Source organism: Gordonia humi (genome assembly GCF_014197435.1).
Classification (GTDB): domain Bacteria; phylum Actinomycetota; class Actinomycetes; order Mycobacteriales; family Mycobacteriaceae; genus Gordonia; species Gordonia humi.
In genome coordinates, this window is sequence record NZ_JACIFP010000001.1 from 2,357,349 (window position 1) to 2,372,631 (window position 15,283).

Here is a 15,283-nt window from a genome sequence, read left to right on the forward strand (position 1 = left end):
GACCTACTGGTCCTTTCCGGAGGTGTTGGGAACGATGAGTAATAGCGGTCGCACCAACTGCTGGGTGGGAGCGAGGGATTCGGCGAGACGCTGCTCGTCAGCGATCCGCCGTGACCAGGTATCCACCTTCTTACGCTGCGCGCCAAAGAGTTCGAGTTGTTCGGCGCCGGTGTGCCAGCGGTCGCCGCGTCGCCGCCACTGGTCCAGCCGTTCGGTGGCGGCCCTCTCCTGCGCGTCGAGCACCGTTGTCTGCATCGTCGTCGTCGCTTCATCCACTGCGATCGGCACCAGCGACCGGTACTGCTCGACGTCGGCGACGGGACCAGGGTTCGCTGACCCCGGCTGCAGCCCCGTCTCCGTGGTGAGGAAATCGAGATCCGCTCGCGTCTCCACTACACAAAACGACGGGTTGTTTGGATTGGGGAATTCGGCGGTGGAGAACACCCGTGAGATCAACTGGCCGCGCCGGTTCATCAGCGTGCCCATCAGAAGGACTGTGGGGGAGTCGACGTCGCCGCGTATCACGAAGATCTGGCCTCGGCCCAACGCGCTCAGTGCGCGGTCGCTCGCCCAGTCGAGCACGGGGTGCAGTGGTCCGAGGTAGTGGGCCTCCGGCCACGTGGTGTTCGCGACGCCCTTGCCCTCGCGGGCCGCGGCGAGCTGAGCGTTGCCGACTTCCGGGGAGGTCGCGAGGGTGAGTCGTTCCATCACCCTGCCGTGCTGCAGGTAGTTCTGCGGCAGCTGCCCGAGGCGCTGCCGCAGATCCCGCGGCGGTGTCAGCTCGGCGACGGCGTGGTTGGCGTGCACAGTCCAGTCGATGCCACCGGCCTCGATGCTTGCGTGCGGAACGTCGTGGAACGCGGCCTTGAGGGCCTCGTCGAGGAAGGTGAGGTCGTCGGCGTATAGGCTCTGCCGCGGGGCCTGCGGCAGAGCGGCCGCAGGGTCGTCGTCTTGCGTTTCCTCGAGATCGAACTGCGCGAAGAACGCGTCCAGATCGTCGCCGGCGGCGACCTCCTCGGCGTCGCGAATCTGTTCGCTGAGGGTGGCCTTGCCGATCAGGATGTCGCGGATTGCGTTCTCCTCGTCCGTGACCGAGTGCTTACCCATGAGTGAGGCCACGTCGCCGAGAGTGCCGTGTGCCTGATTCTCGCGCTCCAATAGGCGCGAGAGCACCCGAAGGTCACCGGAGAAGTCCGGGTCTGTCGGTTCCAGAATGAGCGACGAGATGACGGGAGGGTGGGTCTGTCCGTAGCGGTCGATACGGCCGTTGCGCTGTTCGATCCGAATCAGTGACCACGGGATGTCGAAGTGGATCAGATCATGACACTGTGCGTGAAGGTTCACACCCTCCGATGCGACGTCGCCGGTGACGAGCACACGGATCGGCGAGGTCTCTAGCTTGAAGCTGTCTACTATCTCCTGTTGCTCGACATCCGACAGCCCACCGTGGAGCATCGCGATGTTCTGCGGCTTGAGCCCCAACTGCTTCGGCAGGTGCTCGGTGAGCCACCGCAGTGTTGCGACGCGCTCCGCGAAGACCACGGCGCGAGTGTCGGATCTCGCGCCGACTCCGATCTCCTTGAGTCGCTTCACCAGCGCGGCCTGCTTGCCTGCCGAGTCCGTCAGGGCCTTCGCGTTCAGTTCGTCGAGAGTGTCCAGCGCTGCGAGTTCGGTGGCGTGGTCGGGGACCTGAGGGTCGAGTTTGGCCCGACGCTGCTTGATCGACTCCGCGAGCGCGGCGGGGGAGGAGAGGAAGGCCTTGGCGAGTATCCACGGAAACAGTGCTTTAGTCGCGCCCGAGTATGGGGAGCGGCCGGTAGCCGGGTGCAGCCATGTCTGCGACAGTTCGTGGGCGACGGCGTCCTCTGCCTGCGACGGCTTGACGAGTCGGTGGACCGGTTCGGCGCGTTCGGCCCAGTCGCTGCCTACTTCCGCGGCTACCTCTGGGTGGTGTCGGTGCCGCCGGATCAACAGTGACGCCACATCTTCCTTGGTGAAGCTGCCGTCGGCGGCGACCGCCGTTGGGTCGAGCAGGCGCAGCAGCTCTGCGAACGACTCCTCTTTACCGTTGTGCGGCGTCGCTGATGCGAGGATCAGAGCCTCCGTGTTCGGTGCGAGGACACGGGCGAGTTCGTTGTTCTGCGTACCGACGTTGGTCAAGTTGTGGGACTCGTCGATGACCACTGCGTCCCAGTGCTGACGCTGGAGATGCGCCTTGTAGCGGGGGCTCTTGAGCGTGTCGATCGAGATGATCGCCCGCTTGAAGTACGTGAACGGGTTGCGCGTCGCCGGCAGTTTCTGCCGCACCTTTTGAATACCCGTCGAGTCCAGTCGTACGAACGGCAACGCGAAGCGGCACCACAGCTCGTGCTGCATCTGTTCGAGCACGTGCTTCGGGGTGACGATCAGTATCCGCTCGCCGCGTCCGCGCCGAACCAGCTCCGAGAGGATCATTCCGATCTCGAGTGTCTTGCCCAGACCGACGGCGTCTGCGATCAGAATGCGCGGGCGGATGTGTTGCGGATCGAGGGCCTTCGCCACTGCTGCGCGCTGGTAGCCGAGCGAATCGGCGAGCATCTGTGTCGACACCGTCAGAGTCTGGTCGCCGTAGGGGACCGGCGTCTTACGCAGGAGGGCCTCCAGCCAGAGCCGAGAGTCACGGTAGCCAGGAGAACCGTCCGCGACGACCTCGGCGTTCCTGGGATCCTGCGGTTTGATCGTGTCGAGGCTCGAGTAGAAGGACGCGGTCGTGTCCGCGACGAGCTCCGACAGACCTCGCGCTTTGATGAGCCACCCGTCAGAACCCTGCTCGGCCGACGTCACGAGCCATTCCTCGTCGCGGACCACCACGATAGAACCGGGCGCGACGTTGAGGTCGACGTGTGTCGTCATGCGGTGTGGCTCCTCGGGGCGGTGACGGTGGTCTCAGACTGTTAATCTAGCGAAGTCTGAGTTATGCGAGTTGTGTACCCAAGTCAATGTCTGGGAAACAGTCGGTCGGCGCCAATCTAACTGGTGGTTCGGACATCCCAGGAGTAACGACCGTTTTGATGGGCTGACGGCACCCCATCATTTCGAGCCACGGCACGACTCCAGCGAGTACCCAGTTGTATGTGACTCGCCAAATTGTGGCGGGGAGCGAGGGGATCTCTGGGAGCAGGTCGTCGTCGATCACGTGGAAGCTGTTGAGGGAAACTGCTACGGACGACATTAACCGGCAGGATCGTCAGGTTGACCGCTTCACCGGAGGATCGACGGCCTTGCGTCCGCTCGTCGCTGAAGCTCGGATACCGCATTCCACTGGTGGTAGCGTTTGTACGTGCTTTCGCGGTCGTCCTCACGCATTTCGAGGAGACCTTCGGTCCAATATGCGATCATGCTGCGCCGCACGCCTGGCAGACCGAGCAGCTCGAGCGCATCGTCGAAGCCACCACAGAACCATATACCTGTGGCCCGATCACGCTGCGTGGCATAGTCGACGTCGTCGACAGAGCCTCCATGCTGCCGGGCCCACTGTGTGACTTCGGGGAAGTCGTTGATCAGGCGGTCGACCATCAGGAAGTTGGTGTGTCCATTTTCGCCGCGGCGTGGAGTCGATGAGAAGGCGACCTCGTGCGAACCGATGTTGACGGTGAAATATCTGCCGCCGCTCGTGGTGGTGAAGAGGGTGAGGGTCCATGCGCCTTGATCGTCGACGAAGTTCGGCAGTCCGGCGTACTGATAGAGCGTGTCGAGGTACGCCGCCAGCCGTGGGTCGTAGAAGCAGCGTTCGAGTTTTGGGTACGCGTACATCTCGTCCACTGTCGGTATTGACCGGAGGAGAGCCAGCGCTTCGGCGAGTGGGATGCGGAACAACTCGTTCTGGCCCGAGACCGATGAATCGTGGTGCGCACGAATCTGACGGTGGATCCTGGTCTCTACCGCGACCGAATCGTAGACCTGGACGACGTCGGCGATGGTCCACGGTCCGAGCTCCTTGTACGGCGAGGTGTTGTTGATTTCGCGGAGTCGATGCGGCGGCTGTTGGTTGGTTCGGCCGATCTTGACGCTCGGGCAGTTCGGTGAGGTCAGAACGTAGACGTAGCCGAGGTCGTTGTGAGATGGCATCGGGTGGGAAGCTCCTCGGCTATGTAGGAGGCGGTCCGCTTGGGTACCCGGTGGCACCGCGTAGTCCGCCGACAGACAGGATTTTCACAGTAGCGGTGAAGACTCTGACATGTGTCGTCGATCGGCGGATTCCGCATGTTCGGATGGCGGGGCCACTGATGGTTGTCAGAAACTTCGACGTAGCGATCACCGTCGTGTTCGAGAGCGACCAGACGGACGACGACTGGATCGACGCAGTTGTCGCGGATATGGGTGATCGGTGTGCCATCGACCTTTTCGGTCGCGGTCCACGGACCCGCAGCGCGCGGGTCGTCGAAGACGGCAGGACTGAAGTTCTGGACGCGTCCGGCGTTGGTCTTACGCGCCAGGCTCGCGGGGAACGGTCCGCGGACCACACCACTGTGTTCGCCCGGCGTCGACGGTTCCCATTTCACGATGTCGAGCCGGTTGGTCAAGTCGTTGCCGGCGTCGAAGGATGCTAGCTCGGAGTCGGTGCCGGGAACGATCAAACCCGGCGAGATCTTGCCGCGCAGCTTCACGTTCGCGACCGTCGATCGGCTCGATCTCGTCGGGGTGGACAGGCGCGCGAGGATACGCATGGCGATGCTTTTCGAATGGAGAACTCAGAAGCGTAAGTCGGAACTGCGACGGTGTCGCCTCATTTGTCTCCGTGGATGCTATTCACACGGTCTGGCCGCGACGGATTCGGCTTACCTCATGGTACCAATGAGGCACGATGGGCATATGCCTCGAATCGACGTCACCCAAGGCGACATCACCCGCGTCGACGCCGACGCTGTCGTCAACGCAGCGAACACTCGCATGCGTGGCGGTGGCGGCGTCGACGGCGCCATCCATCGGGCTGGTGGACGGGCGATCCTCGAGGACTGCATTCGACGGTTTCCCGACGGCCTGGCAGCCGGCGGGGCCGGGTACACGACGGCGGGTGACCTGCCCGCGCAGTATGTGATCCACACCGTCGGACCGAATTTCTCTGCGGGACAACGCGACCGCTCACTGCTCGAATCCTGCTATCGGAACAGTCTCGCCGTCGCGGACGACCTGGGCCTGCGCAGAGTCGCGTTTCCACTGATCAGCGCCGGCGTCTACGGATGGCCGATCGACGACGCGATCGCCGCGGCAGTCGACACGGTCGCCGGCGCGATGACGTCGGTTGAGACGGTCACGTTTGTGGCGTTCAACGATGAGTTGGCCGATCGCCTGCGCACGCATCAGATGCTCGCGACGCCGCTGCGGATCCTGGCCGGCCTGCGCGAAGCACATCGACGCGGCCGCGGAGACCTCCGGTTCGTGCCGTACATCTACGCGACGGGCGCGTGGCGGATTGAGATCGGTACTCGTCGCGCGGTCCACGACCAGGGAAGCAGTCCGCGCGTCGGCGATGCCGGTGGAATTCTGCGGTATTCGAGTGCGCAGGGGACCGAGTTCGGGAGCGGTCGAGTCACAGGGGCGACGCCGGTCGGCGCCGTCGCCGATCTGATCATCGCGTCGACGGCCGAGGAGAATGGGGTGCGCTCACCCGCTTACGGGGCGTGGCTCGACGCGCTGATCGACGCATGCACCGACAAGCGCGCACTGCCGTACGCGTTCGACGACGAAGACGGCGCCGACGGGCAGGTGTGGAGGCTGACCGGAGGTCATGGAACGGTGCCGGTGCCGCCGAGCCCCGAGTTCGATCGTGCCTGAGGACAGACAGCGACGTCGTTGTGCAGATCGTCGGCGGGCTTGACTGTGAACGGTCAGGAAATCCTGAGGCTCCAGATACCAGAGATTCAGGTCGTCGCTGGGGACATCACTCTGTTCGTAGCTATTGCGATCGTCAACCTGAAGGATAGGAAGTCCGTGTGCTCTCGAAGCAGAACGTCGACATAGCGGTGGTCTTCTTCTGAATCAGTGAGAGCGAGTGTCGGTGGCCACCGGTAATCTGCACGTGTCGGACTGCTCACGGATCAACGGAGAAGGAGAGGCTCAGTGGCGGAGGAATGGAGCGTCGTCGACCTCAGCCGCGTTGTCTACTCCTCCGGGAAAGTGTTCGACGGGCTGTCGACCGGGCGCCTGGACACCGAGAACTTCCTCGCCGACGGCAGCCTTGAAGGAATCGCGTCGCGTGCGGACCTCGCGTTGCTCGAAGATCTTCGGGATGCGGCGTCGTTCATCATCGGCAACGCCGACCGGGGTGTGGATGCGAACTTCGTCAAGGCGCTCAACGCGACGATCACTCGCAGTGGCGCGTTGCATCCGGGCCGACTACGGACAGCTAGTCAGCGGATCGGCGTTGCGACGCAGCATGGCAGACACGAGCCGAAGGCGCTCACCGACGATGAGTTGCAGACTCTGATCGAGTCGGCGTCGGCGAGTGATGACGTCCTTGAGGCGGCAGTCGACCTGTTCGTAGCAGTTGCGAAGGCACAGCCGTTCGAAGATGGCAACAAACGAACTGCGATCTTCGCGGCCAATGCGTTGCTCATCAAGGGCAGCGACGTCATTCTCACTATCCCCGTCAGCGAGGACGACCCGACGGTGGCGTCGTCGTTCAACGAGGCGTTGGCGCGTGCGTACGTCTTCGACGACCCCGACGATGTGAAGGCGATGCTTCGGAGTCGAGGCCTGGTGTCCCGGACCGCGTGACGTGCTGCGTCACATCCGCTCCACCAGCGTCGATAGCACGTCCCTGCGACCGTTAGACTCACTCTCGTGACGAACCCATCCTCAGAGCATCCCCGCCCTGTCCTCGTCGTCGACTTCGGAGCCCAGTACGCCCAGCTCATCGCTCGGCGCGTGCGTGAGGCTCGGATCTACTCGGAGGTCGTCGCGCACGACGCGCCGCTCGAGGAGATCACCGCGAAGAACCCGGCGGCCATCATCCTCTCCGGGGGGCCGGCGTCGGTGTACGCCGACGGTGCGCCGACCGTCGACGAGAATCTGTTCGACCTCGGGGTTCCCGTGTTCGGCATCTGCTACGGCTTCCAGAAGATGGCGTCCGCACTCGGCGGTGTCGTCGCCAACACCGGCGGCAGCGAGTTCGGCCGAACGACATTGACGGTGTCGGGCGACGGCGCACTGCACCGCGGGCTCCCAGAGACCCAGCCGGTGTGGATGAGCCACAACGACGCCGTGCAGACCCCGCCCGACGGATTCGCCGTGACCGCGTCGACGCCGGGCGCTCCGGTCGCCGCGTTCGAGTGCGTCGAGCGCCGCATGGCCGGCGTCCAGTATCACCCCGAGGTGATGCACAGCCCGCACGGCCAGGAAGTGCTCACCCGCTTCCTCTACGAGGTCGCAGGCCTCGAACCGACGTGGACCGCGGCCAACATCGCCGAGGCGCTCATCGCCGACGTGCGTGAGCAGGTCGGCGACGGCCTGGCGATCTGCGGTCTGTCCGGTGGCGTCGACTCCGCCGTCGCCGGTGCGCTCGTGCAGCGCGCCATCGGCGACCGCCTGACCTGTGTGTTCGTCGACCACGGACTTCTCCGAGCCGGTGAGCGCGAGCAGGTGCAGAACGACTTCGTCGCAGCCACCGGCGCCCGTCTGGTGACGGTCGACGCCGAGGAGACCTTCCTCGGCCACCTCGACGGCGTCTCCGATCCGGAGACCAAGCGCAAGATCATCGGCCGCGAGTTCATTCGCTCCTTCGAGGGCGCCGTCTCCGACGTCCTCGGCGACCAGGCGGCCGACGGTAAGAAGGTCGACTTCCTCGTCCAGGGCACCCTGTACCCGGACGTCGTCGAATCCGGCGGCGGCAGCGGCACCGCGAACATCAAGAGCCACCACAACGTCGGTGGTCTCCCGGAAGACCTCGAGTTCAAGCTCGTCGAACCGCTCCGCCTCCTGTTCAAGGACGAGGTGCGTGCCGTCGGACGCGAGCTCGGACTGCCCGAAGAGATGGTCGCCCGCCAGCCGTTCCCCGGCCCGGGTCTGGCCATCCGCATCGTGGGCGCAGTCACCAAGGACCGCCTCGACCTGCTGCGCAAGGCGGATCTGATCGCCCGGGAGGAACTCACCGCGGCCGGGCTCGACGGCCAGATCTGGCAGTGCCCCGTCGTACTGCTCGCCGATGTCCGCAGCGTCGGTGTGCAGGGCGACGGCCGCACCTACGGTCACCCGATCGTGCTCCGTCCGGTCTCGAGCGAAGACGCCATGACCGCCGACTGGACCCGCATTCCCTACGAGGTGCTCGAGACCATCTCCACGCGCATCACCAACGAGGTTCCCGACGTGAACCGCGTGGTTCTCGACGTCACCAGCAAGCCGCCGGGGACCATCGAGTGGGAGTGATCCTCCCATAACTTCGAAGCGTCAGGCCCTCGCACTCGTAGAGAGCGCGAGGGCCTGATGTGGTTCCGGGGTCAATGCCACCCGGCGATCGCGGTCGTCAGCGATTCTCGAATCGCGCTCGGTGGCTGTGACAGATCGATCTGCCGTACGCGAACAGGGATACCGGTCAATTCGATGTCGAGGTCCCTTCCGGTGGATCCGTCGACAAGAGCCCCGATCAGCAGCGCCGACGTCGTCACCGTCGCATCCCCGGCGAAGACCGACGCATAAGAGTGGATCTGACGGACATACCCGGGCTTGATCATGGTCTTGCCGTGCCACTGATCGAACATCGGGGCGAACTTGCACTCGACGACGGTCTGATGGTGCGGTCCGCGGATCACCGCGTCGGTCTTCAGCCGCGGTAAGAACGCGAGATGCTCGGGATCGCCCGAGGCCGGCCAGGGCCTACTCGGCGCCGAGACCGTCGCGTCGTCGAGCCGGACCCGATAGAAGCCGCGCACCGCGGCCTCGAACAGCCAGCGGAACGCGGGCTCGTCGTCGACGACGGCGGGAAGACCGACATCGCCGGGAGTGTGCTCGGGCGCACACATGTCCCGAACGAGCCGGCTGGTCCGCAGCAGCGCGCGGTCGACCGAGTCGAAGTGACCGTACTGCTCCTTCGACAGGTCGGCCGCCGTCGGATCGACCGGGGCGACTCCGCTGCGTTCGAGCGTCCGCGCGGTCGTCAGACACCGACGGCGGACACGCTCGGAGGAGGCGCGGTGCGCGGCGCGGCGCAGTGTGATCAGCATGTACCGGTACCGCGGCAGATCGAGGGTCTGCTCGGTGTAGCGACATCGGATGCGGCCGGACTCGGTCAGTCGTCGTCGGGCGGTGCCCAGATGATCGATGCGGCCGCGGACCCGCGACAGCGCCTCCGTGCGTGGGCGGTAGCCGACGGACATCATCGACCGGATCCGCGCGTCGACGTCGCGGGCGAACGTCTCGGCGACCGCGTCGAGGAGGTCGTTGTCCCGCTCACCGCGCAGCAACGACTCCTTCTGCGCTCGATCAGTGAGCCTGTCGAGATGGTCCGACGCGTACAGGAGGAGGAACCAGACGCTGCGGACGTCGATCCTCGTCGTACCCGCCCCGGCTCGGTACATCTCAGAGGCCCGACATGAGGTCGGCGACGACGTCGTCGACCGTCGCCGGAGCGTCGTGCCAGTATTCGGCGAGCTGAGGTCGGACCGATGATTCGACGACCGAGGTGAACCAGGTCGCGAGATCGGGGGCCTCGAGCCCGGGCGTGAAGTACGCGTGTCCGATCCGGAACGACGGGCCCAGGCTCGGGTCGTCGGCGATGCGCTGGTTCATCGCGACGATCCGGGTGCGCAGGCCGTCGATACGGGTAGGTGCGTCACTGCGGAAGCGGCCGGCGAGTTCGGCCGCCCATGCGTCGGTGAACTGCGGTTCGAGCTCGAAGAAGGCGAAGCGGCGGCGCAACGCGAAGTCGACGAGGGCGAGCGACCGGTCCGCGGTGTTCATCGTGCCGACGACGTACAGGTTGTCCGGAAGGAAGAACGCGAGCTCGTCGTCGCGCATGTAGGTCAGCTCGAGGGCGTCGGCCGCCGTGCGCTTGCTCCGCTCCAACAAGGTGAGCATCTCGCCGAGAGCCTGTGCGGGGTTGCCGCGATTGAACTCTTCGATGACGATGACGTGCGGGATGTCCGGTGCGGTGCGTGCGCGTGCGGCGTGCTGCAGCAGAGGTCCATCGACCAGGGTGAGTCTGCCGTCGCCGCCGGGACGCCACCCTCGTACGAAGTCCTCGTACGAGGTGCCCGGATGGAACTGAACCGACCGCACCGCATCGTCGAGTCGGCTCCCGATGAGCGCGTACGCCAGTCGTCGGGCGAGCCAGGTCTTACCGGTGCCGGGAGCGCCCTGCAGCACGATGTTCCGGGTCTCGCCCCACCGCTGAACGATCTTGCGGAGCTCCTCGGGGGAGTGGAAGGCGCCGTCCGCGATGATCGATTCGACGGTGTAGTCGCCGTCGACGACGGGGCAGGCGGTGTCTACGTCGCCGTCGACCTCCTCATCGTCGGGCTGCCAATACGACTTGAGCGGCTCGGCATAGTAGTCCGGCGTGTCACCGGGTTCGGACTGCAGCCAGAATCGGAGTGCGGCGAGATCGACGTCGACGTCGTCGGACGGGGCGCGACCGGTCACGGACGGGAAGAACGATTCGACGATGGCGCGCTTCTGACCGACCGACACGATCGACATGAAGTAGTCGGGGTGGCCGAGGTAGGTCAGACATGCCCGCAGCGACGGCTCGGCGGCTCCGGGGGAGCCGTGCACTGTCGCGCGCCAGAGCAGCGGATCCGCGAACGCGGCGTCGACCTCGTCCGCGGGCAGCGCGCGGAGGTGCCGGGCGAACTCGATGAGAACGGACAACTGCTGGAATCTGCGGATCGTGAACGCGACGCCGCCGTTGAAGATCGGGTGATCGAGCGCGTCGTCGACCTCCGCCGGGACCCGATGGTCGACCTCGACATCGCGGAGCACGGACTCGATGTTGGCGAGCTTCTTCTGCTTCGACACCTGCATGATCGGCAGCATCTGCAGGAGATAGATCTCGGCGAACAGGATGCGGACGTCGTCGCCGGTGCCGGCGAGCTGTTTGTCGAGCTTGGCGGGGAACGACGAGCCCGAGACGTCCGGCTGATTGACGAACCGCTCGACCAGCGTCTCGATGTTCGCCTCCGTCCAGACATCTCGCTCGCACAGCACGGAGCCTCCGGACCGGAGCGCGTCGAGAAACATCGCGGCGGCGACCTTCACCGGGCCCTCATCGGCGCGGTGCTCACACGGGATCGGCGGTACGTCGATGGCGGTCGGCGATGCATGCTCGGGCACGGGAGGGTCTCCTCGGGGTCGGGATCGCGATTGATGCGTCGATGGCGATGGTAGTGACGAGCCACGACAAATCGTCGCGGCGGAGGTCAGACCCGCCCGTCACGCTCGGAGACGATCCGGTCGTAGTCGCGTTTGCCGCTGATCCTCAGCAGCGGAATGTCGTCGATCTGGTCGAACGTCAAGACTGCCTCGGGGCGGGAGAGGCGTTCGACGTCGTCCTTCGACGGTTCCGGGACCACGATGGCGGCGTCGACGAAGTCCCAACCGGTGATCGAATCGTGGGTCCACCGACGTTCGTTCTCATCGAGCTGGCGATCGTGGGAGAGAAACCAGTTGGCGATCAGACGACGCTGCCCGGGCAGAAGAGTCCACACCTTTTGACGATCGATCCTGGCGTGCGCCGTCGGACGCATCACGCCGAGCCACTCGAGGTCGCCGTCGCTGTTGAAGAACTGCCAGAAGCGGTACTTGTCGACATTCACCATGGTGGAACGGTAGCGGGCGGTACCGACGAAATCGGCGCTACCGCCGGTGGATCCCGCTGGCGACGAGGCCGACGCCGATCACGACGCCGATCACGAGGATGGTCCAGGGGACGGCGCTGGTGGAGCTGATGTCGGGGCCGTCGGCCAGGCCCCATCCTGCGACGAGGAGGGCGAGGACGCCGAGGACGGCGAGGAACGGACTGCGTCGTCCTTCGGCGGTGGTCTCGGTGGACTGGTCGTCGGTCATTTGGTCATCTCCACACCGCCGACGGTGACATGGGCGTCAATGGTCAGGGTCGGGGTCTTCGCATCGGGATTGATCAGGCCGTCAGTGCAGGTCACGTCGCCGACGGTCACCTCGCAGTCGGTGCGGACGCGGATGTCGTCGGGCAGGTAGACGGTCATGTCGCCGACGCCCTGGCGCAGACGGATCGTGCGGTCGCGATCGAGCGGACCGAGATCGCGGAGGTCGAGGGTGGTCGAGCCGAGGGTCAGCTCGTACGAGTCGCGCAGGTCCGTCGCCGCGCGCGGATGCCAGGTCCGGTCGCCGACTCCGCCGTTCGGGAACGGGCCGCTCATACCGGCGAAGCCCGTCGTCGCGACGACGACGACCGCGGCCACGAGGGTGACCGGAACCAGACCCGAACCGCCGCGCTTGCGGGTCAGCGCGCCCATCACCAGGCCGAGTCCGAGGACGGCCAGCACCAGCGAGGCGATCCTGCCGGGAGTGAACCAGTCGACGCCGGCCAGATTCGCGGCGGCGCCCGCGGCGCCGGTCATGACGGCCAGTCCGAGGAAGATCGGCGTCACCGGTGATCGCGGCACCCGCGGCGCCGGCGGCTCGGCGGGAACGGTCGGCTCGGGAAGATCCCACGCGAACTTGGCCGCGCCCAACGGATCCCAACTCGGCGGCTGATCGATCGGAGCGGTCGGCAGACCGTCGGCCGGAGTGCCGGCGGGCAGAGTCGGCTTGGTCAGATCGACGCCGCCCGGCGCCTCGACCATCCCGGCCATCACCGGAGCAGGCGCCTGGACGAGCTGATCCGCGGAGGTGCCGGCCGGGGCCTGCGGAGTTCGCTGGTACAGCAGCCACCAGCCCACGCCCATCAACAGGAACCCGAGGAAGCCGCTGCTGCCCCAACGGAACTGCGAGCCGATCACCGAGAACACGATCACCGCGAGGATCGCCAGCGGGACCACCTTCGAGAGCGGATGGTCGTTCCGGTTCCAGTTGTGGCGGCGTCGTCTGTGCTCGCGGCGAGGCTCGGTCTCGTCATCGGCGGGAAACGCGATCAGCGCCGCGATGTACAGCAAGACGCCGCTGCCGCCGAACACGGTCGCGACGACGAAGGCGACCTTCACCAGCGTCGGATCGACGCGGTAGCGGTCGCCGATCCCCGCGCACACGCCGCCGATCGTGTTCCCTTCACGGCGGCGGACAGGCCGGGTGGTCCACATGTCCTGGATGGTCGAAGCGTTCATGTCATCAATAGTGTCGCCCGAACGCCGTCGGCGGATCGGGCTAAACCCTGAGATGCTCCCTGATGTGCGGACCGCCCCGTTCGTGCCACTATCGAATCAATGACTTCACAGATTCGACCCCGGCCCGAGCCGCGGCTGCGACGACGCAGCGGCGGCAAGGTGATCGCGGGTGTGTGCGGCGGCGTCGCCGATCACCTCGACGTGTCCGTGTTCCGCGTACGCGTCGTGTTCGTCGTCCTGGCCGCACTCGCGGGAGCAGGAGTCCTCGCGTACGCGTTGCTCTGGTTCTTCTGCCCGGCGGGCGACGACACGGCCCCCGCCGAACCGCGAGAACGACGACAGGCGTACGGCCTCGTCGTGATCGGCGTGATGGCGCTGATCGGCAACCTGATCGTCGCGTCGAGCGCTCCCGCGCAGTCGTTCCTGGCGGTCCTGTTCGTCCTCGGCGGCGCCGCCCTGGTGTGGCGCGAAGCCGACGTCACCGGACTGTCGACGGGACGCTCGCGGCTGCTCACCTGGTCGCGGCTGATCCTCGGTGCGTTGTTCGTCATCGGCGGTCTCGTCGTGATGGTCGCCGCGCCCGACACTCCGCTGGCCGGTATGAACCCGATCCTGCTGGCAGTCCTGGTGACCATCGTCGGCGGCGTCTTGCTGACCGTTCCCGTGTGGATGCGGATGCTGCGGGCCCTCAACGAGGAGCGCGCCGCGCGCATCCGCACCGACGAACGCGAGGAGATCGCCTCCCACCTGCACGACTCGGTGCTCCAGACGCTCGCGCTGATCCAGAAGCAGGCGTCCAACCCGGACACCGTCGCACGACTGGCGCGCAGCCAGGAACGTGAACTGCGCCAGTGGCTCTTCGGCGACCAGGCACGGCCCAACGAGTCGCTCGCCGCCGCGATCAGTGCCGTCGCCGTCGAAGTGGAGGAGACCTACGGTCCCGAGATCGAGACGGTCACCGTGGGCGACGTGACCGCCGACGAACTGCGCGACCCCGCGCGAGCCCGGGCGTGGGGCGCACTCGTCGCCGCTACACGCGAGGCCCTCGTCAACGCGGCCAAGCACTCCGGCGCCTCCACGATCGACGTGTACTGCGAGGTGGTCGACGACGAGGTGGAGGTGTTCGTCCGCGACCGCGGTGTCGGATTCGACGTCGACGCCGTCGACCCGGACCGCCAGGGCGTGGCCCGATCGATCCGAGGCAGGATGGAACGCGCGGGCGGTCGGGCACGGGTCACGTCGACGCCGGGTCGCGGCACCAACGTCGCACTGACTCTGCCGCGTACCGCCGAACTGACCGAACGACCCGCCGACCCTCGCCCCGAGAACGACCAGGAGATCGCATGAGTGAGTACCGACTGTTCCTCGTCGACGATCACGGAGTGTTCCGCTCCGGAGTCCGCGCCGAACTCGCAGGCGAGGACGGATTGGAAGTGGTCGGCGACGCCGGAACCGTCCCCGAGGCGATCGCGCAGATCACCGCGACGCGTCCCGACGTGGTGCTGCTCGACGTCCACATGCCCGGCGGCGGAGGCGTCGCCGTGCTCCGCGGCGTGACCGACGCCCTCGGATCGGAGGCCCCGGTGTTCCTGGCGCTGTCGGTCTCGGATGCCGCGACCGACGTCATCGCGACCATCCGCGCGGGCGCCCGCGGCTACGTCACCAAGACCATCGACGGCAAAGAGCTGGCCGACGCGGTACGACGGGTCGCCGAGGGCGACGCCGTGTTCAGCCCGCGACTGGCCGGTTTCGTCCTCGACTCCTTCACCGGGAAGTCGGCCGTGCCCGAGCCGCACCTGGATCCGGAACTCGACTCGCTGACCAAACGCGAACTCGAAGTGCTCCGGCTGCTGGCGCGCGGATACACCTACCGCGAGATCGCCGAGGAACTGTTCATCTCGGTCAAGACCGTCGAGACGCACGCGTCCAACGTGCTGCGCAAGACACAGCAGTCGAACCGGAACGCGCTGACGCGGTGGGCGGTCAACCGGCAGTTGGGGTAGGGGCGCTGC

13 protein-coding genes are annotated in these 15,283 nt (G+C 66.2%); 5 read left to right on the forward strand and 8 right to left on the reverse strand.

Translation table 11 applies throughout. The features are described 5' to 3' along the window. Nucleotides 1-3: 3 nt before the first annotated feature. The 3 genes from BKA16_RS10755 to BKA16_RS10765 form a co-directional block, all read right to left on the reverse strand. Nucleotides 4-2,892, reverse strand: coding sequence for a helicase-related protein (locus tag BKA16_RS10755; protein ID WP_183370642.1), 2,889 nt, complete (start codon nt 2,890-2,892; stop codon nt 4-6). A gap of 348 nt (nt 2,893-3,240) precedes the next feature. Further along, the gene (locus tag BKA16_RS10760) at nt 3,241-4,107 is read right to left on the reverse strand and encodes a GIY-YIG nuclease family protein (RefSeq protein ID WP_183370643.1); all 867 of its coding nucleotides are present in this window, start codon (nt 4,105-4,107) and stop codon (nt 3,241-3,243) included. Then, nucleotides 4,068-4,646, reverse strand: a complete 579-nt coding sequence (locus BKA16_RS10765) for a hypothetical protein (RefSeq protein ID WP_183370644.1) — start codon at nt 4,644-4,646, stop codon at nt 4,068-4,070. Before BKA16_RS10765 ends, BKA16_RS10760 begins: the two co-directional genes overlap by 40 nt. Nucleotides 4,647-4,851: 205 nt before the next feature. Here BKA16_RS10765 and BKA16_RS24180 point away from each other — a divergent pair, with 205 nt between their 5' ends. The 3 genes from BKA16_RS24180 (at nt 4,852) to guaA (ending at nt 8,403) form a co-directional block, all read left to right on the forward strand. After that, a complete protein-coding gene (locus BKA16_RS24180; RefSeq protein WP_183370645.1) occupies nt 4,852-5,814 on the forward strand; it encodes an O-acetyl-ADP-ribose deacetylase in 963 nt (320 codons plus the stop codon). Nucleotides 5,815-6,099: 285 nt separating this feature from the next. Then, entirely contained in the window at nt 6,100-6,756 is a 657-nt protein-coding gene (locus tag BKA16_RS10775) for a Fic family protein (protein WP_183370646.1), read from the forward strand. A gap of 66 nt (nt 6,757-6,822) precedes the next feature. After that, nucleotides 6,823-8,403 carry a glutamine-hydrolyzing GMP synthase gene (gene guaA, locus BKA16_RS10780; RefSeq protein ID WP_183370647.1) on the forward strand — a complete coding sequence of 527 codons (1,581 nt, stop codon included), beginning with the start codon at nt 6,823-6,825 and terminating at the stop codon, nt 8,401-8,403. A gap of 71 nt (nt 8,404-8,474) precedes the next feature. Here guaA and BKA16_RS10785 read toward each other — a convergent pair whose 3' ends face one another. The 5 genes from BKA16_RS10785 to BKA16_RS10805 form a co-directional block, all read right to left on the reverse strand. Beyond that, nucleotides 8,475-9,551, reverse strand: coding sequence for a 5-methylcytosine restriction system specificity protein McrC (locus BKA16_RS10785; RefSeq protein WP_183370648.1), 1,077 nt, complete (start codon nt 9,549-9,551; stop codon nt 8,475-8,477). Between the two features lies 1 nt (nt 9,552). Further along, complete coding sequence (locus BKA16_RS24185) at nt 9,553-11,304, reverse strand: McrB family protein (RefSeq protein ID WP_343067368.1); 1,752 nt, start codon at nt 11,302-11,304, stop codon at nt 9,553-9,555. Nucleotides 11,305-11,390: 86 nt separating this feature from the next. Beyond that, complete coding sequence (locus BKA16_RS10795; protein WP_183370649.1) at nt 11,391-11,789, reverse strand: hypothetical protein; 399 nt, start codon at nt 11,787-11,789, stop codon at nt 11,391-11,393. A gap of 37 nt (nt 11,790-11,826) precedes the next feature. Then, on the reverse strand, nt 11,827-12,036 hold the full coding sequence (locus tag BKA16_RS10800; protein ID WP_183370650.1) for a hypothetical protein: 210 nt from the start codon (nt 12,034-12,036) through the stop codon (nt 11,827-11,829). Next, entirely contained in the window at nt 12,033-13,271 is a 1,239-nt protein-coding gene (locus BKA16_RS10805) for a PspC domain-containing protein (RefSeq protein WP_183370651.1), read from the reverse strand. Before BKA16_RS10805 ends, BKA16_RS10800 begins: the two co-directional genes overlap by 4 nt. A gap of 99 nt (nt 13,272-13,370) precedes the next feature. On the opposite strand from BKA16_RS10805, the gene BKA16_RS10810 reads away from it, so the two are divergent. Then, the gene (locus BKA16_RS10810; RefSeq protein ID WP_183370652.1) at nt 13,371-14,618 is read left to right on the forward strand and encodes a sensor histidine kinase; all 1,248 of its coding nucleotides are present in this window, start codon (nt 13,371-13,373) and stop codon (nt 14,616-14,618) included. After that, a complete protein-coding gene (locus BKA16_RS10815) occupies nt 14,615-15,274 on the forward strand; it encodes a response regulator (RefSeq protein WP_183370653.1) in 660 nt (219 codons plus the stop codon). Before BKA16_RS10810 ends, BKA16_RS10815 begins: the two co-directional genes overlap by 4 nt. Nucleotides 15,275-15,283 lie beyond the last annotated feature (9 nt).